The following is a 24,529-nucleotide window of genomic DNA, read 5'->3' as shown; positions in this document are numbered from 1 at the left end:
CAGAGGTGCGCCGGACGAGCTCAGACGTCGGTGGAGAAGCGGATGCCGCCGTCGGGAAGTTCCACGCCCGGCCAGATGCGGGCGCCGCGCAGCAGCTCGCAGCGGGCGCCGACGCTGGCGCCGTCGCCGATCACCGCGTCGCGGACCAGGGCGCGCGGGCCGATGCGGGCGCCGAAACCGATGATCGAACGCTCCACGGTCGCACCGGCTTCCACGCGAGCGCCGTCGAACAGCACCGCGCCGTCCAGGCGGGCGCCCGCACCGACCTCGGCGCCGCGGCCGACCACCGTGCCGCCGATCAGCAGCGCGCCCGGCGCGACTCCGGCGCCCGTGTGCACCAGCGACTCACCGCGCTGCCCCGGCAGCGCGGGCGAGGGCGCGATACCCCGCACCAGATCCGCCGAGCCGCGCACGAAGTCCTCCGGGGTGCCCATGTCGCGCCAGTACGAGACGTCGACGTGCCCCTGGATGTGCGCGCCCTCGGCGAGCAGCGAGGGAAACACCTCGCGCTCCACCGACACCGGCCGCCCGGACGGGATCTTCTCGATGTACTCGCGGCGGAACACATAGCACCCGGCGTTGATCTGGTCGGTCGGCGGATCCTGGGTCTTCTCCAGAAACGCCGTCACCCGGCCGTTCTCGTCGGTCGGCACGCAGCCGAACGCGCGGGGGTCGCTGACCCGCACCAGATGCAGCGTCACGTCGGCGCTGGTGGAGACGTGCGTATCGAGCACCGCGCCCAGATCCGCGCCGCCGAGCACGTCGCCGTTGAAGACCAGCACGTTGTCGGCGCGCAGCTTGGGCAGCACGTTGCGGATGCCGCCGCCGGTGCCCAGCGGCTCGGTCTCGGTGACGTATTCGAGCTCCAGGCCCAACTCGGCACCGTCGCCGAAGTGCTCCTCGAACACCTCGGCCTTGAACGAGGTGCCCAGCACGACGTGGGTGATCCCGGCGTCGGCGATGCGGGCGAGCAGGTGGTGCAGGAACGGCAGGCCGGCCACCGGCAGCATCGGCTTGGGCGCCGACAGCGTCAGCGGGCGCAACCGCGTCCCCTGGCCGCCGACCAGGATCACGGCATCGGTGTCCGGCATATGTCTCCCCTGTTCAGGTTCGGTCCACGCGAGACGTGGTTCGACGATCGTCGCGCTCTATTGCTGCGCCGAGCGATCGCGCTCGCGCAGAGCGGATCGAACCGCAAGCTTGCAGCGGATCGCAAGTCCGGCGCGCAACGCCAGCCGCAGCGGCGCCTGCCACCAGTGCGGATGCCGATCGGCCTGGAAACGGTACGCCGAGGCGTGATGGGCGGGCAGCATGGCCTCCGGATTGCGCCCGGCCGCATGCCCCTTGGCGTGCGTGACCTCCGCCGACGGCACATACACATTGTGCCAGCCGGCCCGTCCCATCCGGTCGCCGAAGTCCACGTCCTCCATGTACATGAAGTAGCGGGAGTCGAACCCGTCGATGGCATCGAAGGCGGCGCGGCGCACCAGGAGGCAGGAACCGGACAGCCAGCCGACGGTGCGCTCGGAGATCTCCTCGTTCTCCTGACGGTAGCGGCGGGTCCAGGGGTTGCCTGGCCAGATCGTGCCGAGCACCGCGTGCCCGGCGCCGTCCAGCAGGGTCGGCACCGAGCGCGCCGACGGGTAGAGGCTGCCGTCGGGCTCACGCACCAGCGGGCCCAGCGCACCCGCCCGCGGCCAGCGCTCCGCGGCGGCGAGCAGTTTGTCGATGGCGTCGGTGCTCCAGCGGATGTCCGGATTGGCGATCACGATGTACTCGATCGCCGGATCCAGTTCGGCGACAGCACGATTGATGGCGCCGCCGTAGCCGATGTTGCCCCCGGTGCGCAGCAGGCGAACGTGCTCGTTCGCCTCGGCCGCCAATTCCGGCGTGCCGTCGGTGGAGCCGTTGTCGGCGAGGATGACCTGCGGCTTCTCGCTGGTGGCGGTGGCCAGCGTACTGATGAAGTGCTCGAGGTGCTCACCGGGCGAGTAGGTCACCGTGACAACGGCCAGGTCCGGCCGTGCGACTGAATCCGAGGCGTTCACGACGATGCAGCCTAGTCGCCGACGCGATCCAGCGCGTCCCCCAGTGCGTCTCGCCAGTTCCGCAGTGGTGTGAGGCCCGATTCGAGCCAGGCTCGATTCGACAGCACCGAATATGCCGGTCGCCGTACTGGACTGGGGAATTCGGCGCTGGTGCACGGCCGCACGCGGTCCGGATCAGCCCCGATACCCGCGAAAACCGCGCGGGCGACCTCGAACCAGGTCGCTCGGCCCGCGTTGGTGGCGTGCAGGATCGGCGGCAGCGTGGCGCCGGCCGACAACCGGGCGACCAGTTCCAGTAGCCCGGCGGCCAGATCCGGCGCGAACGTCGGCGAACCCATCTGGTCGTCGACGACCGAGACGGTGTCGCGCTCGCGTTCCAGCCGCCGCATGGTGGCGACGAAATCACCGTAGTCGCCGGTGTACACCCAGGCGGTGCGCACGATGTGCGCGGCGGGCGCCAGCCGCAGCACCTCCTGCTCACCGGCCAGCTTGGACCGCCCGTACACGCTGGTCGGCCCGGTCGGATCGGCTGGCTCGTACGGCCGATCCGCGGTGCCGTCGAAGACGTAGTCGGTGGAGATGTGCACCAGTCCGGCACCGGCCGCCCGGCACGCCTGCGCCAGCACGGCCGGTCCGGTGGCATTGCCCGCGAACGCGGCCGCGGGCTCGGATTCCGCGGCGTCCACGGCGGTGTACGCGGCGCAGTTGAGCAGTATGTCGCCCGGCCGCAGCACCGTGCGCACCGCGGCGGCGTCGGTGATGTCCAGATCCCGGCGGCTCAGCGCGAGGGCGGCGGGTTCGCGGGCGAGCACGGCACGGCCCAGCTGCCCGCTCGCTCCGGTGACGACCAGTCGCGGGCGGTCGCCGGGCTCGAAAGGGGACACAGCAGTCACGCGGGCCAGTCTGGCACGCCACGCCAGCAGCGGTTGAACCGTCGGCGCCGTACCCTTCGCTAGCCTCATCCCAGGGCGGACGTGCGGGACGAGGCCGTCGAGCCGGGGGTTGGGGGCATCGTCGAAAGGAATACAGGTGTCGCGAAGCAGAAGTGCATCGGAGCTGTCGCGGCCGCGCAGCGCCGGTTTGCCACCGCTGCGCGGCACCCGGCAGCCTGCCGGGCCACCCCCGAATCGCTCGGGCCGGATGCTGGCCGCGGCGGCCGCCGCGCTCGTGTTCCTCGTCACCGCCTTCGGCTGGCACAGCGTCGACAGCCTGATCTCGGGCATCCAGCGGATCGGCAACCTCGGTCTGGGCGGCGCCCGCGACGGCGCCACCGACATCCTCATGGTCGGCATCGACAGCCGCACCGACGCCCGCGGCAACCCGCTGTCGGCCGACGAGCGCGCGATGCTGCACGCCGGGGACGAGGTCGGCACCAACACCGACACCATCGTGCTGGTCCGGGTGCCCAACGACGGCCGCTCCGCCACCGCGGTGTCCATCCCCCGCGACTCCTACGTCGACATTCCCGGCATCGGCATGGGCAAGATCAATTCCGCGTACGGCACCAGCAAGGAGGCCGCGCGCGAAAAGCTGCTCGCCCAGGGCAAATCCGACGCCGACGCCGAGAAGCAGTCCACTCAGGCCGGGCGGCAGGCGCTGATCAAGTCGGTCGCCAATCTCACCGGCATCTCCGTCGACCATTACGCCGAGGTGAGCCTGCTCGGTTTCGTGCTGCTCACCGACGCGGTCGGCGGGGTGGACGTCTGCCTGAACAACGCGGTCGACGAGCCACTGTCCGGCGCCGAGTTTCCCGCCGGGGAACAGCGTCTCAGCGGGCCGCAGGCATTGAGTTTCGTGCGCCAGCGCCACGACCTGCAACGCGGGGACCTGGATCGGATCGTGCGCCAGCAGGTGTTCATGGCGGGCCTGGTGCAGCAGACACTGAGCGCGAAAATGCTTGCCAATCCGGGCAAGTTGCAGCAGTTGACCGACGCGGTCGGGCGCACCATCGTGCTCGACGAGGACTGGGACGTGGTGCAGTTCCTGCAGCAGCTGAAGGATCTGTCCGGCGGCCAGGTGCGGTTCGAGACGATTCCGGTCAAGAATCTCAACGGCAGCACCGCCGACGGCGAATCGGTGGTCGAGGTGGACACCTCGGCGGTGAAGTCGTACGTCGCCGGTATGGTCGGCGACGAATCCGAGGACAAGGCGTCCGGCACGGCCCAGCCGTCGTCGATCACCGCCGATGTCTACAACGCCAGCGGCACGCCGGGGCTGGCGGGCCAGGTGGCACAGGCGTTGGTGGGCAAGGGTTTCCGCACCGGCACGGTCGACAACTGGATCGGCGGGCGGGTACCTGGCAGCCGCGTGCTGGCCGGTGACACCTCCGACGCGAAGGCCGAAGCGGTCGCCCGGGCGTTGGGCGGACTGCCGGTGGTGGCCGAGCCCGGACTGCCGGAGGGGGCGGTGCGCGTGGTGCTGGCCGGTGACTACTCTGGTCCGGGTTCGGCGGCGGGCAGCCTGTTCGATCTGTCCGGGTCCTCCTCGGAGACGGCGACCCCGGTGCCGCCCGCGCCACCCATCACCGCAGGCCAGAACGGACCGAAATGCGTGAACTGAACCAGACCGTCACCGAGGCGCTGCTCGACCCCATCCTCGCCCGCGACCCCGCCGGTCCCCGGATCACCTACTACGACGACGCCACCGGCGCCCGCATCGAACTGTCCGCGCTGACGCTGGCGAACTGGGCGGCCAAGACCGCCAACCTGATTCGCGACGAGTTCGGCATCACGCCCGGCGGCCGGGTGGCGGTGCTGCTGCCGGCGCACTGGCAAACCGCCGCGGTGCTGCTGGGCTGCTGGTGGGCGGGCGCGGAGGTGGTGCTGCACCCCGACGACGACGCGGAACTGGCGCTGGTGACCGCCGACCGCCTGGCCGAGGTGGAGAACGTGGCCGAGGTGGCCGCGCTCTCGCTCGACGCCCTGGGCGCCCCGGTGCGCGACCTGCCGGTCGGCGTCACCGACTTCGCGACCTCGGTGCGGGTCCACGGCGACCAGTTCCTGCCCGGCGGCGTGGGGGTCGCGCTGGACGGCAAGCCGGTCGCCGAGGTACTGGCCGACGCCCGCAAATCCGCTGCGGCACAGGGCTTCTCGGCCGAGGATCGAGTGCTGTCGGAATCCGCCTGGCACACCCCGGCCGACCTCGTCGACGGCCTGCTCGCCGTCTACGCCGCGGGAGCGTCGCTGGTCCAGGTCGTCAACCCCGACCCCGCCAAGCGCGCCGACCGCATCCGATCCGAACGAGTCACCACCACCCGGCCCTGAGCCCCCACCACGCCGACCCCGCCGCCCCGCAAATCAAGCACCTCGCACGCGGGAGGTTCACCCGCCCGACAGACCACGCAGCATGCACGGAATTGGTGCGCCCACCCGACATGTCACGCAGCATGCACGACAGCGGCGCAACCACCCGCCAGACCACGCGGGGTGCACGGGATTGGGGCGCCCACCCGCCAGACCGCCCAACATGCACGGGAGTGGTTCGTCCGCCCGATTTGTCAGGCGGGATGGTGCTCCTACCTTGGTAGGGCATGGTGGTCCGACTGGGGGACGTTTCACCGGGGAGTGTGTTTCCGTACGGTTGGGGCAGGACCTGACTACGAACGGGGATGGCGATGAAGCCTAGGTACTGGTTTCGGTGGCTGGTGGTGCAGGGCGCGCCGCGCCTGGTTTTGCAGACCTACTCCCGCCGCGGCGACACACTCGCCCAGTTGATGTCCGCGCCCGACGCGGCGGGCGATCCGATACCGCTGCTGGCGTCGCTGCGGGCCCAGGGCCGGATGGTGCGCACCCCGCTGGGCTGGGCGACCACCGACCACGAACTGTGCCGGACCATCCTGCGCGACAACACCTTCGGCGTCGCGGCCGCCGAGGGCTTCGTGCCCCGGCCGCTGCGGCGGCTGATGGAATTCGCCGAGCTGCCGCCGAACCCGGTCAGCCCGCCGTCCATGCTGGTGATCGACCCGCCGGAGCACACCCGGATGCGCAAGCCGGTGGCGTCGGCGTTCACCCCGCGCGCGATCACCCGCCTGCGCGACCGCGTCGAATCGGTGACCGCGGAACTGCTCGACGCGCTGCCTTCCGGCGGCTCCGCCGATCTGATCGCCGCCTACGCCTCCCAGGTACCGATCGCCATCATCTCCGAAATGCTCGGCTTCCCCGATTCCGAGCGCGAGCGGTTCCTGGCCTGGGGTGACGCCGCCTCACCGCTGCTCGATGTGGGTACCAGCTGGCGCACCACCCGGACCGCCTCGGCCGCCCTGCTGCAGATGGACGGCTACCTCGACGAGCACATCGCCCGGCTACGCCGCGAGCCCGGCGAGGACATCCTCTCCGGCCTGGTGGCCGCGGGCGACCTGGACGACCGCGAGCTGAAGGCGTCGGCCACGCTGCTGATGGGCGCCGGCTTCGAGACCACGGTGAACCTGATCGGCAACGGCGTCGTCCAGTTGCTGCGCCACCCCGAGCAGCTGGCCCGGCTGCGGGAGGACCCGGAGCTGTGGCCGAACGCCGTCGAGGAGATCCTCCGCTTCGACGCTCCGGTCCAGAGCACCGCCCGCATCGCCGGTCGTGACGCCGAATTCGGCGGCGCCCCGGTGCGCGCGGGCAACACCGTCGTCCTGCTGCTCGCGGGCGCCAACCGCGACCCGGCGGTCTTCGAGAATCCGGACACCTTCGACATCACCCGGCCCAATGCCAAAGACCACCTGACGTTCTCGTCGGGCATCCATGTCTGTCTCGGTGCCAGCCTCGCCCGCATGGAAGGCGCCTACGCACTGCGAGCACTGTTCGAGAGCTTCCCGGATCTGCAGCTGGCGGGTGAACCACGGCACCGGCCGCTGTTCACCCTGCACGGCTACAGCCATCTGCCGGTGCTGCTCGGCCATCGCGCCGGGCAACCGGCGGCCGTCAGCTGAAGCCGACCACCCGATCGCCCCAGGCGGTGTGCAGATCGTGATCGGGGTCGTCGATCACACGGTCGGCGGCATCGATGACGAGGGTGGTGCGGGTGGACTCGTGGTAGGGCGGCCAATGCTTGGACCCGTCGAGCGCCGCGGGCACGCCGTGCTCGGCGAAGGCCAGCCAGCGGCGCATCATCCGGCCCGACACCTCCGTCGCCACCTTGCGACCACCGAGCCAGAACGTCGGGTCGTGGTTCAAGGTGCCGAAATTGCCGAAGACATAAGGCAATTCGGTGGCGTGGCCCGCGCCGACCCGGGCGGCCTTGAGCATCGGCGTGGCCTGGTCGAAGCGGTACATCCAGGTGCGGGTGTGCCGGGAGTGCGCGTCGGCGACCCAGTGCGCCGGCATCCGGAACGCGGCGTCGGTGGACATCGCCAGCGCGCCGCGGGTCTTGGCCAGATCCGGGTAGGCGGAGGTGATCTCGGCGATCCGCTCGGCCGGTAACTCCGGATGGTCGGCGGCGACGGCGTTCAGCATGGCGTTCACCGCGTCCGGCGTGACCGGCATGATCGGCGAACGGAACAACCGGAACAGCGAGGACTCCTCCTTGTTGGTGCCGATGATCAGCGGCACCCGATGCGAGCGGCCCTCCTGGAAGCGATCGGTCGGGTAGCCCGGTAGCAGATCGCCGTCGACCACCGGCGCGGCCGCGAGCCGCCCCGGCGATTGCAGCGGCACCTCGTCGAGCAGGATGCCGGCGGCGTCGGTGATCCGCTCGATCGGGCATTCCAGCAGTTCGCCCACCCGATCGTGCGGCAGCTCCAGCAGTTCGAGGAACCGTCGCGCCACGCCCGCGGCCCGCTCCGGCCCGAAGACCGTGGTGGCGGGCGGGCTCTGCGCGATAGCGCGATGGAACAATCCGGCCGCGGCTGGCGAGGTGAGCAGCGCGGTCACACAGCCCGCGCCCGACGACTCCCCGAAGACGGTGACATTGTCGGGGTCGCCACCGAAGGCGGCGATGTTCTCACGCACCCAGTGCAGTGCGGCGATCTGATCGTGCAGACCGAGGTTGGGCACGAAATCGTCACCGAGCGAGGACAAGTCGAGGAAACCGAGCGCGCCGAGCCGGTAGTTCACCCCCACCACCACGACGTCACCGGCCTCCACGAGCTTGCGGCCGTCGTAGATGCCCTGCGCCGCCGTGCCCAGGCAGTAGGCGCCGCCGTGCAGCCACACCATTACCGGGCGGGGCGCGTCGGAGGTCGCCGCGGGCGCCCAGATGTTCACCCACAGGCAGTCCTCGCCCATGCGCAGCCCGGAATCCACCGGCACCATGGCGCCCATGGACTGCGGGGCGATCTCACCGAAGACGGTGCAGTCGCGCACACCCTCCCACGGCTGCGGCGGCTCGGGCCGGCGGAAACGCTTCGGGCCCGCGGGCGCGGCGGCATACGGAATGCTGCGCCAGACGTGGACGCGACCCTCCCGCACACCCCGCACGTCGCCCGCGGTCGTCCGGGCGACGGGGGCCGGGCTCGGCTCGGCCACACTCGGGGCCGGCTCGAAGAATTGCGTGCTCATCTCGCACCTCCTCGTACTTCCCTGATATCGAGAGTACGTCGGAGATCATTTCTTCCGGTGCGATCGACCCGCCGCCGTCAGGCTCGGTCGATGTGGCCCAGGTCGCGGCCGGGATCGATGCGGTCGCGCACCCGCTGCTTGAGTAGCGCGATCTCGGGAAAGCCGCCGTCGGCCTTGCGTTCCCAGATCTGCTCACCGTCGAGGGTGATCCGGAACACGCCACCCGCGCCCGGAACCAGCGCGACCTGTGTCAATTCGGTGCCGAAGGTACTCAGCAACTCCTGCGCCATCCAGCCCGCCCGCAACAGCCAGCGACATTGGGTGCAGTACTCGATCGCGATGTGTGGCATACCGGGACACAGTAGGACATCAGGTCGCGATGTCCCCGTCCACGTAGACCCACGCGCCCGCGACCCGCGCGAACCGGCTGACCTCGTGCAGGACCGCGCGTTCGCCCTCCGAGCGGTAATGCGCGCGGAACTCGACCACCCCGCTGTCGTCGAAGGGACCACCACGCTCGGTCCGCTCGATCTCCAGAAACAGCCAGCGCTGGTCCGGATCCAGCGTCAGCCGCGGCGGCCGCGTCCGCGGATGCCACGACCGCAGTAGATAGTCCACGTCGCCGACGGCGAATGCGGTGTAGCGCGACCGCATCAGCGCCTCCGCCGTGGGCGCCGGGCGGGTTCGGTCCAGCCGCGGGCCACAGCAGTCGGCGAACGTCTCACCGCTGCGGCAGGGGCACGGCGCGGAATCGGTCGGGCTGTCGGGCATTCGACGATTATCCGCGGTGGGCGCCCGGCGTCTCCGCCCCCTCGCCGAGCATGGCCAATTCGTCTGCGAGACGGGTGGTTTCGTCGTACCAGCCGCGCAGCTCGTCCACCGTCGGCGCCAATTCGTAGTCCTGATGGTGGCCCGCCCGCGACAACGCCGCCCACAGCGTGGCGATCCGGGCGGCGGTATCGGCGCCGGTGTACGGTCCCAGCGCCAGCAGCTGGGCGCGCATGCTGCACCGCGCCACCGGCGGCGCCACCCGCGACCACAGTTGATCTATGGACTGCTCCAGCACGATCCGCAGAATCCACACCGTGGCCCGCGACCACAGTCCGCCGGCGTCGGTCACCGAACCGCGCAGCAGCTCGTCGGCCGCGGCCAACCGCTGCGCCACGGTCGGCCTCACGGATTCAGCCACTTGACGACTTTCCTTGTGCCGGAAATCAACTCTTTGCCGTTGCGGCCGATGCGGACGTGCGCGCCCGCGGCCGCGTCGCGCAATACCGAACGCGCCCAGGGCGCCTCGCGATCCAGCTGGGCGTTCAGGTCGTCCACCCGATCCGGGTCGCCGAACACCGCCAGCGACACCTTCTCCCAGGTGGTCCGGGCGGCGTCCACGCGCCGCTGCACCTCCCGGTGGTCGACGCCCGCGCCGAGCAGGGTGCGCCGCGCGCGGGCCAGAGCCGCCGCCTCGATCGCCGAGCGGCAGCACGTGATGACCAGTTCGGCGGCGATGGCGCGGGGCAGCTGTTTGGTGCGCAGCAGGGCGTTGGCGTCGCTGAGGTAGCGGCGCACCGGATCCTCGGCGACCCGCAGCTCGACCGTCGACCGCTCCCGGCGCTGCACGTCCAGCACGGTGGCGTCCAGGCGCAGCCGCCGCACCGCCTCGGCCAAGCGTTCGTCGTGGGTGAACACCACGACCTGCCGGCCGCTGCGGGCCGCGGCCGACAGCACCCGGGCCAGCCCGTCCACCTTGGCCGGATCCATCGCCTGCACCGGATCGTCGATCACGACGAATCCGAACGGGCTCTCCGGCACAGTGGCGCGCGGCAGGAACAGCGCCAGGCCCAGCGCGTGCAGTTCGCCCTGGCTCATCACGCCCAGCGCGGTGCCGCCGGTGTCGTCCACGGTGACGTCCAGCAGCACCTTGCGGGTGGCGCCCGCGTTGCCCTGCAGGCGAATCGCCCCGAGATCCACGTTGCTCTGCTGGCGCAGGCCGCGCCAGATCCGGCGGGCGTGGTCGGCCAGCGGCCCCATCCGCTCGTCGCGCAGCCCGGCGGCGGCCGATTTCAGCCAGTCCTCGGCCCGGCGCACGGTCCGCAGTTCGGGTTCGGCGGCGGCGACCAGCTTCGCCTCCTGCAACCAGGCGGCGATGCGGGGCACCAGCGGCGTCCAGACCGCGTCGAGCCGGTCCAGCTCCTTGCGGGCCGAGCGGCGCAGGGTCTCCAGGCCGCGCATCGCGTCGGTGTGCGCGACCCGCAGCCGATCGGCCAGCTCCGCGTCGTCCGCGTCGGCGAGCGCGGCCCACGCTGTCCAGGTGCGGCGGGCTGGGCCGGTGTCGACGTTCGGGGCGTCCGGCTGGGGCGGATCCAGTTCCGCCGGAACAGGTTTCACCAGCTGCCGGGCCTGCTGCACGGCCCGGTCCAGGCCGACGCGAGCGGCGGTGAGCGCGGCGGCGCGGTCGGTCAGGCGGGCGATCTGCGCATCGGTCTCGCGCTGCCAGGCCTGGTCGAGCGTGCCGCGACCGCAGACCGGGCATGCGCAGTCCCCCGCCGCGTCGCTGTGGGTGCGGGCGCGGCGCAGCAGATCCAGCACGCGCAGTTCCGCTTCGGTGTCACCGGTGGAGCGGGCGGCGAGTTCGGCGGCGCACCGGTCCACCTCGACGGCGGCGGCGTCGACCTCGGCCGGTTCCGGCAGTCGCAGCCGCAGGATGGCCTGCAGGGCCGCGGCGCCGGTCGGGTCGTGCCGCGCGCCCGCCAGCTCGCGGCCGATGCCCGCCAGATCCGGTGGGGTGCCGCGCAACAGCTCGGCAACTCGACCGGCGCGCTCGTCGGCGACGGTGGACAACGCCACCAGCAGGGCGTTGCGCTCGTCGCGGGATTGCCGTGCGGCCCGTTCCAATTCGAGCCTGCGAACGCGGGTGCGCTCCTGCGCGGCGGTGAGATCGTCCAGGCCGAGGAGCTGGTGCAGGGCATCGAACAGGTCGCTGGGGCGGCCGTCGACCAAGGCGCCGAGTTCGCTGTAGGACAGGAACGGCCGGTACAGCTCCAGCGCGCGGGCCCAGTCCTCCGGATGAAATTCCGTGGGGGTCTGGCCTTTTCGCTGCTGAGTCCAGCTGCCACCGGCGAGGTCGGCGTCCTCCGGCCACTCCCGGGTGATGGTGAGTTCGCCGTCGGGCCCGGCCGTGGTCAGTTCCAGGTCCACTCGGCAGACGACGCCCTCGTGCAGGTTCCGCCAGCCCTCCCGCCACACCGCGGAGCGCCCCTCCCAACGGCGATTGACCCCCGTGAGAGCCAGTTCGGCGGCCTCGGCGAAGCTCGATTTGCCGGATCCGTTACGGCCCACCACCAAGGTGAGGCCGGGTCCGGGCCGCAGTTCCAGCGCCGCCTCCGGCCCGATGCCGCGGAAGCCGCGAACGCGGATGGTGCGCAGGAAGATTCCGCTGGGCCCGGGCTCGAAGGGAGTGCGGTCCGGCTCGGCGCCGAGCGCGTCCAGTACCGTGCGGGCGACTTCGGGAGTGATGGCCGGGTCGGAATCCAGACGGCGCGACACCAACTCGTTCAAGCGCGGCGCGACATCCTGCGGTCCTTCCCCCAAAGCCACTCCCTCGACGTTCGAGCACCTGCTCCGTGGGCCCGGCGAGAACCCACAGTCGTGCCGAACGCTACCGGATGGCCGACGAATCCGCCGCCGCGACAGTACATCCGGGCGAACCGTCCCGGCGGGACGCAATGGTCATCGAAACGGCTGATCCGGCCGATGTCCACCCCTCGGCCGTCCCGGCCGGGCAGTTCCACGGGTTTCACCCGATTACTCGGGTGGCTCGGATCGACCGAACAGATCAGAATGCCAGAATCGCACGATCCGTGCAAGCTCTGCTGTCGCCGGAATCGCGCTCTGCGGCACCGTAATTGAGTGCGCTACCGATCAGCGAACCTACCGGCGGCGCGGAGGAGCCGCAGCTGGCCGATTTCGGCGGCGTTCTTCATCAGCTCGGCGTTCACCCAGCCCGCCGTGTGCGCGACGGTCCGGTCGGGGGTGTCTCCCCAGGGGAAGGCGGCGGGCCTGTCGAGGTCGGCGTCGGTGTAGGCGTCCAGCACGCGCCGCCAGCGGTCGCGCAGATCCGACAGCCACGCGACGACCTGGTCCGCGCCGGGCCAGTGGATGTCGACGCGGTCGCGGGCCGGGCGGCCCTCGGCGTGGTCCAGCGTGACCGACCACCACCAGCCGATATGCCAGGTGAGCCAGGCGATCGTGGGCACCGGGATGGGGTCGGGTTCGGTGTCGGACCAGTCCGGCAGCCACGCGCCGTCCGGACCGGGGCGTACCGTCCAGACCAGTGGCGCCGGTTCCCAGAGGTAGTCCTCGGCGACGAGTGCTTGCAGGTGCAGGTCGAGCAGCGCCCAGGTCATATCGAATTGCCAGCGCAGCAGGTCACAGCGGGAGACGGACATCGGGCGATGATCGCACAACTCGCCTCGCGGCGATCGGGAATTTCTTGTCGGTGGGATGGAGTACAAATCCGGGCAGGCGAGCGAACGGGGGAGGGCCGATGAGGACGACAACGCAGGTGGGGGCGCAGCCCGCGCGGTGGACCGACGAGCAGGTGGCAGCGCTGGCGCCCGACGCCGCCGCGCTCACCGCCGCTCGCACACTGCGGCGCAAATGGCGAGACACGGGGTGGCACGGGGCAGCGCTGTGGGGGCGGTGTCAGGGCAGCGGGGCCACGCCGTACCGGACGATCGTGGACCTGTCCGGTCCCGCCTACAAGTGTTCGTGCCCGAGCCGCAAATTCCCCTGCAAGCACGCGCTGTCGCTACTGCTGACCTGGGCCGAGGGAGCGGTCGACGAGGCCGGCGAACCAGCCGACGACGCGGCGGAGTGGATCGGGGCGCGCGCGGCCGCCGCCCCCGCCGCCGCGGCGAAGAAGACGGCCCGCGCCGCGACGGTGCAGCAGCGCCGGGCCCGGGTGGCCGCGGGACTGGCGGAGCTGGATATCTGGCTGTGCGATCAGATACGGACCGGGCTGGCGCAGGCCGATCGCTCGTTCGAAACGTTCGAGTCGGTCGCCGCCCGTATGGTGGACGCCCAAGCACCCGGAGCAGCCTCGGCCCTACGGCAACTTCCTCGCAATGTCGTCCTGCGCGAGGATTGGCCGACGGTGCTGCTGCGCGAATACGGCCGCCTTCATCTCCTGGCCGCCGCGCACCGCCGCGCGGACGAGCTACCACCCGCCTTGGCCGCCGCCACCCGAGCCCATCTCGGATACCCCATGCCCGCCGAAACGGTCCGCGGCGAGCCCCCGATTCGCGACCACTGGATGGTGCTCGCCCGCCGCCTCACCGAGGAGGAGCGGCTGTACACCCGCCGAGTCTGGCTGCGCGGCCGCCACACCGCCCGCTGGGCCCTGATCGTCGACCACAACTACGGCAGCCCCACCTTCCCCGCGGACATGCCCACCCCCGGCACCCTTATAGACGCCGACCTGCACTTCTACCCGGCTGCCGCCCCCCTGCGTGCAGTCTGGGGCGCCCGCTACGGCACCCCCACACCGTTCACCACCATCCCCCGGAGCCCGGCCGACCACCCCCGAAACCACGGTGACAACTCGCGCCCGCTGCGTCGCGGTGACTCCGGACCGGCCGACAGGGTCGACTCCGACTCCACTCCGGGTGCTCGCGGGGACGCCGGTGGTCGGAGTGGGACGGACGCGGCGCGGCCCGGAAGTATCGCGGCGGCGTTGGAGGACCATGCGCGGGCGCTGGGGGCCGATCCGTGGTTGCGGTCGTGGCCGGTGGTGTTGGCGGAGGTGGTGCCGGTGCCCGGCGAGAATGGTTGGTGGCTGGCCGAAGTCGACGGGACCGCGTTGCCGATGGCTCTGCTCGCGGAGCAACCGTGGCGGTTGCTGGGGCTGTCCGGTGGGCATCCGGTCGCGGTGGTCGGTGAGTGGACCGCCGATGGCCTGGTACCGCTGTCGGCATTCGCGGCGGGCGATATCACCGATGTGGGCGGCGAGGCCGTGGGCTCGGCCGTCCGCGCGCCGACCGGCGAGTTGACGTCGGCGGCGCTGCTGGGCACCGCGCGCCGGGCGCTGGCTCCGGCCCGGCTGCCCGCCGCCATCGCTGGCGCGGCCGCGCGGCTGAGCGGCGACCCGGCCGCCGTGCTGCTCGAAACAGCCGTCCTGCAGGACCTTTTCGAGCGGGGCGGGGTGGTTCCCGGCACCGCGGAGTTGCCCGATCCCGCTGCCGATGACGATCGGCCGACATTGCCGCCACCCGCGGCGACGCGACTCGCGCGAATGGTGACCGAGCGCTCGCCGTTCCTCGGCGAATGGTTCGAGGCCGCCGCGCCCCGCGATTACCGCGCGCCGGACGCACTGTGCGCGCTGCTGCTCGAACAGGCCAGAACGCAAACCGCGCTGCGGGAGCCGCTGCTGCGCCTGGCCGGGGTGCGCGGCAGCTGGCTCGCGCGGCACAATCCGCAGTGGCGGAAGCTGGCGAGCCCGGGACTGGAATCGGCCGACGTGTGGACGCACGGCCGTCCCGCGGAACGCCGGGCCTGGCTGGCCGCGGTGCGCGCGACGGATCCCGAGGCGGCCCGGCGGACCCTGGCCGAGGGCTGGCCTACCGAGCCCGCACCGGCGCGGGCCGAACTGCTCGGTGTCCTGGCCGACGGTCTCCATCTCGCCGACGAGCCCCTGCTGGAGTCGGCGCTCGACGACGCACGCGCCGAGGTGCGCCGCCTCGCCGCGGATCTGCTTGCCCACCTTCCGGATTCGGCGTTCGCCCGGCGCATGCAGCGGCGCGCGGCGCGCTGGCTCACCCTGGAGCAGGACCGCCTCGTCGCTCGTCTCCCCCGCGTGCTCGACGACGCCGACCGCCGCGACGGCATCGCCGACCGGCCCGGCACCACCGCGTACCGGGTCGACGGCGCACCCGACGTGGCCGCCGAATGGCTGCGCCGCACCGTGGCCGCCACCCCGCTGCGGCACTGGGAGACGCTGTTCGCCGCGCCCGACCGGGCCGTGGCGGTGCGCATGGCCGAGGAGATGCTCGGCCCGATGTTCACCGGCTGGGCCGAGGCGGCCCTGGCGCAGCGCGACATTCGCTGGGCGGCAACGCTGTTCGAGATCCTGACCGCGACCCCGACCCTCGGCGCCGACCTCGACCTGCGCCGCGAGCTGTTCGCGCTGCTGCCGCTGGACGAACGGGTCCGGTATCTGCGGCAGCTGGACAGCAGTTGGCTGGCGGAGGTCGAACTGCTGCTGCGGGCCGTGCCGCGGCCGTGGCCGATGCGGCTGGCCGAACACCTGGTCCGGCTGCTGCTCGAGCGCGCGCATCTGGCGGCGGCCCGGCCGGGCGCGCCCGGCCTCTCTCCCGCCTCGTACCGCAGCCTGTTCCGGACCGCGGCCGTGCACTTCCCCGTCGAGGCGGGGGCCATCGTCACAGCCGCCGCACGGCGCTGCGGTGACGCCCTGTGGGAGCGCAGTTTCGAACAACTCGCTAACGATCTGACCGAACGCACGACGATGCTCGAGGAGCTGCAGTGACCACGACCGAATCCCCGCGCGCCGACCTGCTGCGCCCGCACGCCGAACAGGCCTTCGCCGAGGAGTTGCGCCTCCTCGCCGCCGCCGACGACCGGCCCCGTCCCCCGTCGTGGCGGTTGTCGCCCTGGGCGGTGGTGACGTATCTGCTCGGCGGCACCCTGCCCGACGGCGCGGTGATCAGCCCCAAGTACGTCGGGCCGCGCCGGTTGATGGAGGTGGCGGTGGCCACTCTCGCCACCGACCGCGCACTGTTGCTGCTCGGCGTGCCGGGCACCGCGAAAACCTGGGTCGCGGAACATCTGTCGGCGGCCGTCTGTGGCACGTCCACACTGCTGGTACAGGGCACCTCCGGCACCGCGGAGGAGGCCATCCGCTACGGCTGGAACTACGCGCGGCTCCTGGCGGAGGGGCCGAGCGAAGGCGCGCTGGTGTCCTCCCCCGTCATGACGGCCATGCGCGTCGGCGCGATCGCCCGGATCGAGGAACTCACCCGCATCCCCTCCGACGTGCAGGACGCGCTGATCACGGTGCTGTCGGAGAAGACGCTGCCGGTCCCCGAGCTGGGCACCGAGGTCCAGGCGGCCAAGGGCTTCAATGTGATCGCGACCGCCAACGACCGCGACCGCGGTGTCAACGAGCTGTCCTCCGCACTACGCCGCCGCTTCAACACGGTCGTGCTGCCGCTGCCGACCGACGAGGACGAAGAGGTCGCCATCGTCGTCCGCCGCGTCGAACAGCTCGGCGCCGCACTGGAATTGCCCGCCGTGCCCGCCGCCGCCGAGGAGGTGCGCCGGGTGGTGCGAGTGTTCCGCGAACTGCGCTCCGGCCGCACCGCCGACGGCCGGACCAAACTGAAGTCACCCTCGGGCACCCTGTCCACCGCGGAGGCCATCTCGGTGATCACCAACGGCCTCGCCCTGTCCGCGCACTTCGGTGACGGCGTGCTCCGCGCGGCCGACGTGGCGGGCGCCGTGCTCGGCGCCGTGGTCAAGGATCCGGTGGCCGACGCGGTGGTGTGGACGGAATACCTGGAGGCCGTCGTACGCGAGCGCCCGGACTGGGCCGACTTCTACCGCGCCTGCCGCGAGGTCCACGGATGAGCCGGAGTCCCGCGCGCCCCGCGACGACAGGCGGCGGCACCTCCGGCGCTCACGTCAACGGCTGCGCGGCCAAGAGCGACGGCGCATTCGACTCCCGCTCCGATCGCCCGGCGGCGGAAATCGCTTCCGAGACGCGAGTTTTCGGGATCAGGCATCACGGGCCGGGGTCGGCGCGTTCGCTGCGGTGTGCGCTGGAGCGCTTCGCGCCCGACGCGATCCTCATCGAGGGGCCGGCCGACGCCGATCCGCTGGTGGCGTATGTGTCGTCGGAGCAGATGCACCCGCCCGTCGCGCTGCTGGCCTACGTGCCCGATGCCCCGTCCCGCGCGGCGTTCTGGCCGTTCGCCACGTTCTCGCCCGAGTGGCAGGCGTTGCGTTATGCGGTGGAACACGGTGTGTCCGTGGGGTTTTGCGATCTTCCGGCCACGCACGTGCTCGCCCACGACACCGCGGCGGGCGACCGCTCCGACCCGCTCGCCGAGCTGGCCGCGGCGGCCGGGTACGACGATCCGGAACGCTGGTGGGACGCCGTCATCGAATCCGGCGCGGACGCGGACACTTTCGAGGCCGTCACCGAGGCCATGGCGGCCCTGCGCGAGTCCGCCGGTCTCGCCGAGACGCCTTCGGACGCACCCGGAATCGACCGGCCCTCGGCGGACGGCGACGGGGCGGCGATCCCCGCCGCCGCACCCGATAATCCGGGAGCGACGCCGGACCGGATCGCACCCGTCGACACGCACACCCTGCGCCGCGAGGCCTACATGCGGCAGGTGATGCGAAAGACGTTGAAGGGCGGGGCGAAACGGCTGGCCGTGGTGTGCGGCGCCTGGCACGCGCCCGCCCTGACGGGGCGGCTCGGTCCCGCGGCCCCGGACGCCCGGCTGCTCAAAGGCATGGCGAAGACCAAGACCACCCTGACCTGGGTCCCGTGGACGCACTCGCGGCTGGCGGGATCGTCCGGCTACGGCGCGGGCATCACCTCGCCGGGCTGGTATCACCACCTGTTCACCGAGACCGAACAGCCGATCGCCCGCTGGCTGACCAAGGTGGCCGCCACGCTGCGCGCACACGACCTGCCGGTGTCGAGCGCCCACATCATCGAAGCCGTCCGGCTGGCCGACACCCTCGCCGCATTGCGCCGCCGACCGCTGCCGGGCTTGTCGGAGGTCACCGACGCCACCCGTGCCGTGCTGTGCGAGGGCGACGAGACCATGCTCCGGCTGGTCGTCGCCGAACTGGTGGTGGGCGAGGCGCTCGGCTCGGTGCCCGACGACACGCCCGCGGTGCCGCTCGACGCCGACCTGCGCGCGCGAACCCGATCGCTGCGGCTGAAACCGCAGGCCGGCGACAAGCAACTCGACCTCGACCTGCGCCGCGACCTCGACGTCGAACGCTCCCATCTGCTGCACCGGCTGCGCCTACTCGGAATCGATTGGGGCACACCGATAACGGGCGAGGTGCGCAACATCGGTACCTTCCGGGAGAGCTGGAGGCTGCGCTGGGAGCCGGAACTGTCCGTCGCCGTCGTCGAGGCCTCCCGCTGGGGCACCACCATCCGCACGGCCGCCGAGGCACGCGTCCTCGACACCGCCTCCGCCGCCGAGGTCACCGTCGCCGAGCTGAGCACGGCGCTGGAGCGAGCGCTGCTGGCGGATCTCGGCGGTGCCGTCGACGGCCTGGTGGCGCGGCTGGAATCGGTGGCGGCACTGGATCATGACGTCACCCATCTGTTGGCCGCCCTCCCCGGCCTGATCCGCACGCTGCGCTACGGCAATGTGCGCGGCACCGACACCGCGGCGCTGGCCCGCGTCGCCGACGGCCTGCTCGTGCGCATCTGTGCCGGGCTGCCGAGCGCGGTCACCGGTCTCGATACCGACGCGGCCGACCGGGTGCGAACCCTGCTCGAGGCCGTCCACCTCGCGATCGCCACCCGAGACGACCCCCGGGCGACCAGCGAATGGCTCGCCGCGCTGCGCGTGCTGGCCGACCGCGACGACGTCCACGGCACACTCGTCGGCCGCGTCGTCCGGTTGCTCTGCGACGCGGGCGTTTTCGACGACGCCGTGGCTTCCGACCGGCTGTCCGCCGCGCTCTCGGTCGGGCACACCCCGGGTGAGAAGGCAGCCTGGATCGACGGCTTCCTCGGCGGCCGCGGCCTGCTGCTCGTGCACGACCGCGAGCTGCTGCGCCTGATCGACACCTGGCTGCGCGGGCTCGGCGAGGAGCAGTTCGTCACCACCCTGCCGCTGCTGCGCCGCACCTTCGGCGCCTTCGAAACCGGTGAGCGGCAAGCGATCGCGCACGCCGTACGCGACGGCGCCCGGTCCGCCGCCGGACCCGGCGCCGCGGCCATCGACCGGTACCGGGGCACGCTCGCCCTCTCGGCGATCACCGAGATCCTGGAGGTAGCCGGATGAACCCGGACCACACACCCGACCTGCCGATCTCGGGCGAATCACCCGCCCGCCGTTGGCGTTTGGTGCTCGGCGCACCGGCTGAGGAAGGGCTGGGCGGGCTGGAGTCGGCGGCCGACGCCGCGATGGATCGCGCACTGTCCGCGCTGTACAACGCCGACGAGCAGTCGACGGCCGAGAAGCGCTCGGCCGGACTCGGCGGCTCGGCCCCGAAGGTCGCCCGGTGGCTCGGCGACATCCGCACCTATTTCCCGTCGACCGTGGTGGAGGTGCTGCAGCGCGACGCCGTGCAGCGCCTGAACCTCACCCGGCTGCTCCTGGAACCGGAGTTGCTGGAGGCGGTCGAGCCGGACGTGCACCTGGTGGGCACGCTGCTGAGCCTGAACCGGGTCATGCCGGAATCGACCCGGTCCACCGCGCGCATGGTGGTGGAGAAGGTGGTCCGCGAGATCGAGCGCCGCATCGCCGACCGCACCGTAGCCGCCGTGTCGGGAGCGCTGAACCGGGCCGCGCGGGTGTCGCGCCCGCGGTTGCGCGATATCGACTGGGACCGCACCATCCGCCGCAACCTCGCGCACTACCTGCCCGAGCACCGCACCGTGGTCCCGGAGCGGCTGATCGGCTACGGACGCAGGGCTCGAGCGGTGCGCCGCGACGTGGTGCTGGCCGTCGACCAGTCCGGCTCGATGGCCTCGAGCGTGGTGTACGCCTCGGTGTTCGCGGCAGTGCTCGCCTCGATGCGCTCGTTGCGGACCTCGCTGGTGGTGTTCGACACCGCCGTCGTCGACCTCACCGAACAACTCGCCGACCCGGTCGACGTGCTCTTCGGCACCCAACTCGGCGGCGGCACCGACATCAATCGCGCGATCGCCTACTGCGGTCAGCTGATCACCCGTCCGGCGGACACCCTGTTCGTCCTGATCTCCGATCTGTACGAGGGCGGCCTCCGTGACGAGATGCTGCGTCGCATCGCCGCCATGACGGAGGCGGGCGTGCAAGTGCTGGTGTTGCTGGCCCTGTCCGACGACGGGGCGCCGGCCTACGACCACGACAACGCCGCCGCGCTCGCGGGACTCGGCGTCCCCGCCTTCGCCTGCACCCCCGACAGCTTTCCGGACCTGCTGGCCGTGGCCCTCGACCGCGGCGACGTGCACGCCTGGGCACACGCCCACGCCGGACAGAGCTAACTGCCGAACAGCTTGAGACCCATCATGATCACTGCCATCGTCAAACCGATCACCGGCAGAAATTCCATCTGGTACCCCTTCGTCCGAACCGAGCTAGCTGGGACAACGAGCCGGTCCAGCGTAGCCGCGCAGACCCGGCCGCTCGCTCAGCACGCGGCCGTGTCCCCGCGGAAATCTCGCGCGGTCGAGGGCGCTCACAGATCGGCGATGGCCGCCAGCGGTGGTGTGCGCGCGGCCCGTACTCCCGGCCAGAGCGCGGCGAGCACACCGACGATCGCCGAGCCGACGAGCATCAGCACGATCTGATCCCAGGGCACGGCGATGGTGCTCAGGCCCAGGTCGCGCAGGGTACGCAGGAATCCGACCCCGAGCCCGAGCCCGAGCACCACCCCGACGACCGCACCGAACACGGCGATCAGCATCGACTCCAGGTAGATCGTCCGCCGCACCTGGCGCCGCTGCATGCCGACCGCGCGCAACATGCCTATCTCGCGCCGTCGTTCGACCACCGACAGCGCCAGCGTGTTGACGATGCCGAGCACGGCGATCACCACCGCCAGCGCCAGCAGCCCGTAGAGGATCGCCAGCATGGTGTTGATCTGCTGGCCCTGCGCGCCCTTGAATTCCTCCCGGTCCTGCACCTGCACCACGACGTAGGGCGCGGTGGCCTGCTCCAGGCCGTCGCGCATGGCGGACAGATCCGCGCCGGGCTCGGCCTGGATCAGCACCAGCACGTCGGTGCGCAGCGCCACCGGCATCACCTGGTTGTACAGCGCTGGCGACACCACCAGCGGGCCGAGCAACTGGGTGTCCTTGTAGATGCCGGAGACGGTGACGGTGAACTTCCTGTTGTCCACACTGGTCACCTCCACCCGCTGACCCGCGTGCCAATCCCGTTCGCCCGCTTCGGTTTCCGAGACCAGAATGTCCTCGTCGCCGAGCGTCCCGGGGCCGGAACGCACGTCGTAGTTCAGCACGTGGTCCAGCGGTCCGCTGGGCGAGGTGCCGAACAGCTGGTCGTCGCCGATCTTCATCACCACGCCGCGCACCGCGACCACTTCCCGCACTCCCGCCACATCTTTGGCCGCCTGCCCGGCCCCGAGCGGCACCCCGATCATCTGCGGACCGGCCAGCACGTAGTCGGCATTCACGCCCTTGTCCACGAGTTCCCCGACGCTGGCCTTGGCCGAGGTGCCCAGCATGCCGATCAGCGAGACCAGCATCAGCCCCAGCGTGAGCGCGAACGCGGTGGCGGCGGTGCGGCGCGGATTGCGGACCGCGTTGTTGCGAGCCATCCGCCCGATCGGGCCGAACGGCCGGATCAGCACCGCGAGACCGTTCAGCACCGGCCGCGACAGCGCGGGCGAGGCGAACAGTACCGCGAAAATCAGTGCGGCGGCGCCGATTCCGACGGTGAGGGCGGCATTGCCGCCGGTGTTGCGCGAGCCGAGCACCACCAGCACGACACCGGCCACGGCCAGCACCGCACCGGCGAGCGTGCGCACCCGCAGCGACTCCCCGACCGGCGCGAACTCCTCGCGCATGGCCTCCACCGGCGGGATCTTCGCCGCCCGCCGCGCCGGTGCGTAGGCCGAGGCCACCGTCACCACCAGCCCGACACCGAGCGCCGCCAGCACGGTGCGGGGCAGGACCTGCATGGTCCCGGTGGGCAGCCCGAGATCGAAGGCGTTCAGCAACGCCGACAACCCGAACGCCAACCCCACGCCCCCGGCGAGACCGATGGCGCTGCCGACCAAACCGATGACGGCCGCCTCCGACACCACCGACCAGCCGACCTGGCGGCGGCTCGCGCCGACCGCGCGCAGCAGCGCCAGCTCGCGCAGCCGCTGCGCCACGATCATCGAGAAGGTGTTGTAGATGATGAACGTGCCCACCAGCAGCGCGATCGCGCCGAACGCCAGCAGGAAGTAGTTCACGAATTTCAGGGCGTTGCCGACCTGCGCCTTCATATCCTCGCGCACCTGGTCGCCGTCCATCACCTTGTACTGCGGCAGGGCCTGGGCGATGCGGTCGCGCAGCGCTTGATCCGAGACGCCGGGGGCCGCGGCGACATCGAGGTAGGCCACGTGCTGCCCGTCGGTGAACAGTTGCCGTGCCTGGGCGTCCTCGAACAGCACGCCGATGAAACCGCCGGTGTCGGAGGGGACGTCGTAGACGCCGGTGATGGTGACGTCGAGGTTGCCGTGCGCGGGGATCAGGATCTTGGCACGGTCGCCGACGCCCAGCCCCGCGCGCTCGGCACCACCGGCGTTGATCGCGATCTCACCCGCGCGGCTCGGCGCGACGCCCTCGCGGAACTCCGCCGGCTCCGCGATCGCCCGGTCCGGCGGCAGGTACGACTTGCCCCAGCTGGGTGCGCCGCCGGTCTGCACGGCGTGCCCGTCCTTCAGCAGCACCACCGGGCCCTGTACGGCGGGCGCGACCGCGCGGACACCGTCGGTCGCGGCGACCTTGTCCACGATGTCGTTCGGCAGGCCGAGGGATTGCCGCTCCTTCGGCTCCACCCGCACGTCGACGCCTCTGGCCTGCCCGGCGAAGATGCCGTCGAACGTGCGCTGCAAGGTATCGGTGAACACGAACGATCCGGCGATGAACGCGGTGCCGAGGATCACCGACAGCACCGTGAGCGCCAGGCGCACCTTGTGCGCGGACAGATTGCGCAAGGCCACCTTGCGCATCGGGTTCGCGGCCATCACAGGTTCTCCTGCGTCTTGCGGGACACCCGCACCCGGTCGGTCTTGCGGGACACCCGCACCCGGTCGGTCTTGCGGGACACCCGCACCCGGTCGGCGCGACGAGCCGCTGCGCGATTGTTGCTCACCGCGCCTCCAGCGACTTCATCCTGTCCAGCACCGATTCCGCTGTGGGGCCGCGTAATTCGTCGACGATGCGCCCGTCGGCGAGGAAGATCACGCGGTCGGCGTAGGCGGCGGCGTGCGGCTCGTGGGTCACGATCACCACCGTCTGGCCGAACTCGTCCACCGCGGCCCGCAGAATCGACAGCACTTCACCGGACGAGCGCGAATCCAGGTTGCCGGTCGGTTCGTCGCCGAAGATGATGTCGGGCTTGCCCGCCAGCGCCCGCGCGCACGCCACCCGCTGCTGCTGGCCGCCGGACAGCTCGCTGGGCCGGTGATCGAGCCGGTCGCCCAGGCCGAGGCGTTTGATCACCGTCTGCAGCCATTCGTCGTCGGGACGGCGGCCCGCGATGTCCAACGGCAGCGTGATGTTCTCGAGCGCCGTCAGGGTCGGGACCAGATTGAAAGCCTGGAAGACGAAGCCGATGCGGTCGCGCCGCAGCTGGGTCATCTGCTTGTCCGACAGTTCGGTCAGGTCGGTGTCGCCGATGTGCACCGTCCCGGTGGTAGCGCTGTCGAGCCCGGCCAGGCAGTGCATGAGCGTCGATTTCCCGGATCCGGAGGGGCCCATGATCGCGGTGAATTCCCGCCGCGCGAAGGTGGCCGACACCCCGTCCAGCGCCCGTACCTGGGTATCCCCCGATCCGTACAGTTTCACCAGGTCGGTCGCGCGAGCCGCGGACGCCGTGGGTCCGGCGTCGGGTTCGGTGCTCAGGGCATCGGCAGTCATGCCTCCCAGTGTTCCGGGACCGGAACGCACGCGCCATCGGGGGATACCCCCAATACCTCGGGGCAATGTTTCCGCCGTCGCGGCAGCGCCCCTACTGCGTCGGTCGTAGATCGCCTCCTCCCGAGGGCGGAAAGCCCGCGGACCACGTG

The 24,529-nt window shown here is 71.5% G+C and carries 19 protein-coding genes; 7 read left to right on the top strand and 12 right to left on the bottom strand.

The genetic code is table 11. The features are described from left to right. Positions 1–20: 20 nt before the first annotated feature. Genes manB through rfbD form a run of 3 tightly spaced genes read right to left on the bottom strand, consistent with a single transcriptional unit; the run spans position 21 to position 2,941 of the window. Positions 21–1,091: a mannose-1-phosphate guanylyltransferase gene (manB, locus tag NWFMUON74_RS06620; RefSeq protein ID WP_187687085.1), complete on the bottom strand. Its 1,071-nt coding sequence runs from the start codon at positions 1,089–1,091 to the stop codon at positions 21–23. Positions 1,092–1,148: 57 nt separating this feature from the next. Next, positions 1,149–2,048 carry a glycosyltransferase family 2 protein gene (locus NWFMUON74_RS06615; RefSeq protein ID WP_187687084.1) on the bottom strand — a complete coding sequence of 300 codons (900 nt, stop codon included), beginning with the start codon at positions 2,046–2,048 and terminating at the stop codon, positions 1,149–1,151. Positions 2,049–2,059: 11 nt separating this feature from the next. Next, positions 2,060–2,941, bottom strand: coding sequence for a dTDP-4-dehydrorhamnose reductase (gene rfbD, locus NWFMUON74_RS06610; protein WP_232110880.1), 882 nt, complete (start codon positions 2,939–2,941; stop codon positions 2,060–2,062). Positions 2,942–3,188: 247 nt separating this feature from the next. Between rfbD and NWFMUON74_RS06605 the strand changes: the two genes are divergently transcribed. From NWFMUON74_RS06605 to NWFMUON74_RS06595, 3 genes are all read left to right on the top strand, one after another. Next, complete coding sequence (locus NWFMUON74_RS06605) at positions 3,189–4,607, top strand: LCP family protein (RefSeq protein ID WP_187688973.1); 1,419 nt, start codon at positions 3,189–3,191, stop codon at positions 4,605–4,607. Beyond that, complete coding sequence (locus tag NWFMUON74_RS06600) at positions 4,595–5,311, top strand: TIGR03089 family protein (RefSeq protein ID WP_187687082.1); 717 nt, start codon at positions 4,595–4,597, stop codon at positions 5,309–5,311. The genes NWFMUON74_RS06605 and NWFMUON74_RS06600 overlap by 13 nt, the downstream gene beginning before the upstream one ends. 350 nt (positions 5,312–5,661) lie before the next feature. Continuing rightward, entirely contained in the window at positions 5,662–6,963 is a 1,302-nt protein-coding gene (locus NWFMUON74_RS06595; RefSeq protein WP_187688972.1) for a cytochrome P450, read from the top strand. On the opposite strand, the gene NWFMUON74_RS06590 is transcribed toward NWFMUON74_RS06595, so the two are convergent. The 6 genes from NWFMUON74_RS06590 to NWFMUON74_RS06565 form a co-directional block, all read right to left on the bottom strand. Further along, a complete protein-coding gene (locus tag NWFMUON74_RS06590) occupies positions 6,956–8,530 on the bottom strand; it encodes a carboxylesterase/lipase family protein (RefSeq protein ID WP_187687081.1) in 1,575 nt (524 codons plus the stop codon). The genes NWFMUON74_RS06595 and NWFMUON74_RS06590 overlap by 8 nt on opposite strands. Positions 8,531–8,607: 77 nt before the next feature. Beyond that, positions 8,608–8,880, bottom strand: a complete 273-nt coding sequence (locus NWFMUON74_RS06585) for an Rdx family protein (protein ID WP_187687080.1) — start codon at positions 8,878–8,880, stop codon at positions 8,608–8,610. Positions 8,881–8,899: 19 nt separating this feature from the next. Further along, on the bottom strand, positions 8,900–9,301 hold the full coding sequence (locus tag NWFMUON74_RS06580; protein WP_187687079.1) for a YchJ family protein: 402 nt from the start codon (positions 9,299–9,301) through the stop codon (positions 8,900–8,902). 7 nt (positions 9,302–9,308) lie between these two features. Continuing rightward, complete coding sequence (locus tag NWFMUON74_RS06575) at positions 9,309–9,719, bottom strand: hypothetical protein (protein WP_187687078.1); 411 nt, start codon at positions 9,717–9,719, stop codon at positions 9,309–9,311. Then, positions 9,704–12,124, bottom strand: coding sequence for an AAA family ATPase (locus tag NWFMUON74_RS06570; RefSeq protein WP_425300514.1), 2,421 nt, complete (start codon positions 12,122–12,124; stop codon positions 9,704–9,706). Before NWFMUON74_RS06570 ends, NWFMUON74_RS06575 begins: the two co-directional genes overlap by 16 nt. A 317-nt stretch (positions 12,125–12,441) precedes the next feature. Beyond that, positions 12,442–12,975, bottom strand: coding sequence for a DinB family protein (locus NWFMUON74_RS06565; protein ID WP_187687077.1), 534 nt, complete (start codon positions 12,973–12,975; stop codon positions 12,442–12,444). A gap of 98 nt (positions 12,976–13,073) precedes the next feature. On the opposite strand from NWFMUON74_RS06565, the gene NWFMUON74_RS06560 reads away from it, so the two are divergent. The 4 genes from NWFMUON74_RS06560 (at position 13,074) to NWFMUON74_RS06545 (ending at position 20,771) form a co-directional block, all read left to right on the top strand. Then, on the top strand, positions 13,074–16,070 hold the full coding sequence (locus tag NWFMUON74_RS06560; RefSeq protein ID WP_187687076.1) for an SWIM zinc finger family protein: 2,997 nt from the start codon (positions 13,074–13,076) through the stop codon (positions 16,068–16,070). Beyond that, the gene (locus tag NWFMUON74_RS06555; protein ID WP_187687075.1) at positions 16,067–17,170 is read left to right on the top strand and encodes an ATP-binding protein; all 1,104 of its coding nucleotides are present in this window, start codon (positions 16,067–16,069) and stop codon (positions 17,168–17,170) included. Before NWFMUON74_RS06560 ends, NWFMUON74_RS06555 begins: the two co-directional genes overlap by 4 nt. 119 nt (positions 17,171–17,289) lie before the next feature. Then, the gene (locus NWFMUON74_RS06550) at positions 17,290–19,587 is read left to right on the top strand and encodes a DUF5682 family protein (protein ID WP_187688970.1); all 2,298 of its coding nucleotides are present in this window, start codon (positions 17,290–17,292) and stop codon (positions 19,585–19,587) included. Next, a complete protein-coding gene (locus tag NWFMUON74_RS06545) occupies positions 19,584–20,771 on the top strand; it encodes a VWA domain-containing protein (RefSeq protein ID WP_187687074.1) in 1,188 nt (395 codons plus the stop codon). The genes NWFMUON74_RS06550 and NWFMUON74_RS06545 overlap by 4 nt, the downstream gene beginning before the upstream one ends. A gap of 194 nt (positions 20,772–20,965) precedes the next feature. On the opposite strand, the gene NWFMUON74_RS06540 is transcribed toward NWFMUON74_RS06545, so the two are convergent. Genes NWFMUON74_RS06540 through NWFMUON74_RS06535 form a run of 3 tightly spaced genes read right to left on the bottom strand, consistent with a single transcriptional unit; the run spans position 20,966 to position 24,380 of the window. Continuing rightward, positions 20,966–23,485 (bottom strand): ABC transporter permease, encoded by a 2,520-nt coding sequence (locus NWFMUON74_RS06540; RefSeq protein ID WP_187687073.1) that lies wholly within the window; start codon positions 23,483–23,485, stop codon positions 20,966–20,968. Further along, positions 23,485–23,613, bottom strand: a complete 129-nt coding sequence (locus tag NWFMUON74_RS36515) for a hypothetical protein (protein ID WP_269475322.1) — start codon at positions 23,611–23,613, stop codon at positions 23,485–23,487. Before NWFMUON74_RS36515 ends, NWFMUON74_RS06540 begins: the two co-directional genes overlap by 1 nt. Then, entirely contained in the window at positions 23,610–24,380 is a 771-nt protein-coding gene (locus NWFMUON74_RS06535; protein WP_187687072.1) for an ABC transporter ATP-binding protein, read from the bottom strand. The genes NWFMUON74_RS36515 and NWFMUON74_RS06535 overlap by 4 nt, the downstream gene beginning before the upstream one ends. Positions 24,381–24,529: the final 149 nt, after the last annotated feature.

This window comes from Nocardia wallacei (genome assembly GCF_014466955.1).
Lineage (GTDB): Bacteria > Actinomycetota > Actinomycetes > Mycobacteriales > Mycobacteriaceae > Nocardia > Nocardia wallacei.
Note: the sequence above shows the minus strand (reverse complement) of the source record. Positions and strands in the feature narration are given on the sequence as shown.

Excerpts from the sequence above, each read along its gene's own strand:
- manB (WP_187687085.1), bottom strand. The coding sequence starts at position 1,091 with ATGCCGGACACCGATGCCGTGATCCTGGTCGGCGGCCAGGGGACGCGG.
- NWFMUON74_RS06605 (WP_187688973.1), top strand. The coding sequence starts at position 3,189 with ATGCTGGCCGCGGCGGCCGCCGCGCTCGTGTTCCTCGTCACCGCCTTC.
- NWFMUON74_RS06600 (WP_187687082.1), top strand. The coding sequence starts at position 4,595 with ATGCGTGAACTGAACCAGACCGTCACCGAGGCGCTGCTCGACCCCATC.
- NWFMUON74_RS06595 (WP_187688972.1), top strand. The coding sequence starts at position 5,662 with ATGAAGCCTAGGTACTGGTTTCGGTGGCTGGTGGTGCAGGGCGCGCCG.
- NWFMUON74_RS06590 (WP_187687081.1), bottom strand. The coding sequence starts at position 8,530 with ATGAGCACGCAATTCTTCGAGCCGGCCCCGAGTGTGGCCGAGCCGAGC.
- NWFMUON74_RS06585 (WP_187687080.1), bottom strand. The coding sequence starts at position 8,880 with ATGCCACACATCGCGATCGAGTACTGCACCCAATGTCGCTGGCTGTTG.
- NWFMUON74_RS06580 (WP_187687079.1), bottom strand. The coding sequence starts at position 9,301 with ATGCCCGACAGCCCGACCGATTCCGCGCCGTGCCCCTGCCGCAGCGGT.
- NWFMUON74_RS06565 (WP_187687077.1), bottom strand. The coding sequence starts at position 12,975 with ATGTCCGTCTCCCGCTGTGACCTGCTGCGCTGGCAATTCGATATGACC.
- NWFMUON74_RS06560 (WP_187687076.1), top strand. The coding sequence starts at position 13,074 with ATGAGGACGACAACGCAGGTGGGGGCGCAGCCCGCGCGGTGGACCGAC.
- NWFMUON74_RS06545 (WP_187687074.1), top strand. The coding sequence starts at position 19,584 with ATGAACCCGGACCACACACCCGACCTGCCGATCTCGGGCGAATCACCC.
- NWFMUON74_RS06540 (WP_187687073.1), bottom strand. The coding sequence starts at position 23,485 with ATGGCCGCGAACCCGATGCGCAAGGTGGCCTTGCGCAATCTGTCCGCG.
- NWFMUON74_RS06535 (WP_187687072.1), bottom strand. The coding sequence starts at position 24,380 with ATGACTGCCGATGCCCTGAGCACCGAACCCGACGCCGGACCCACGGCG.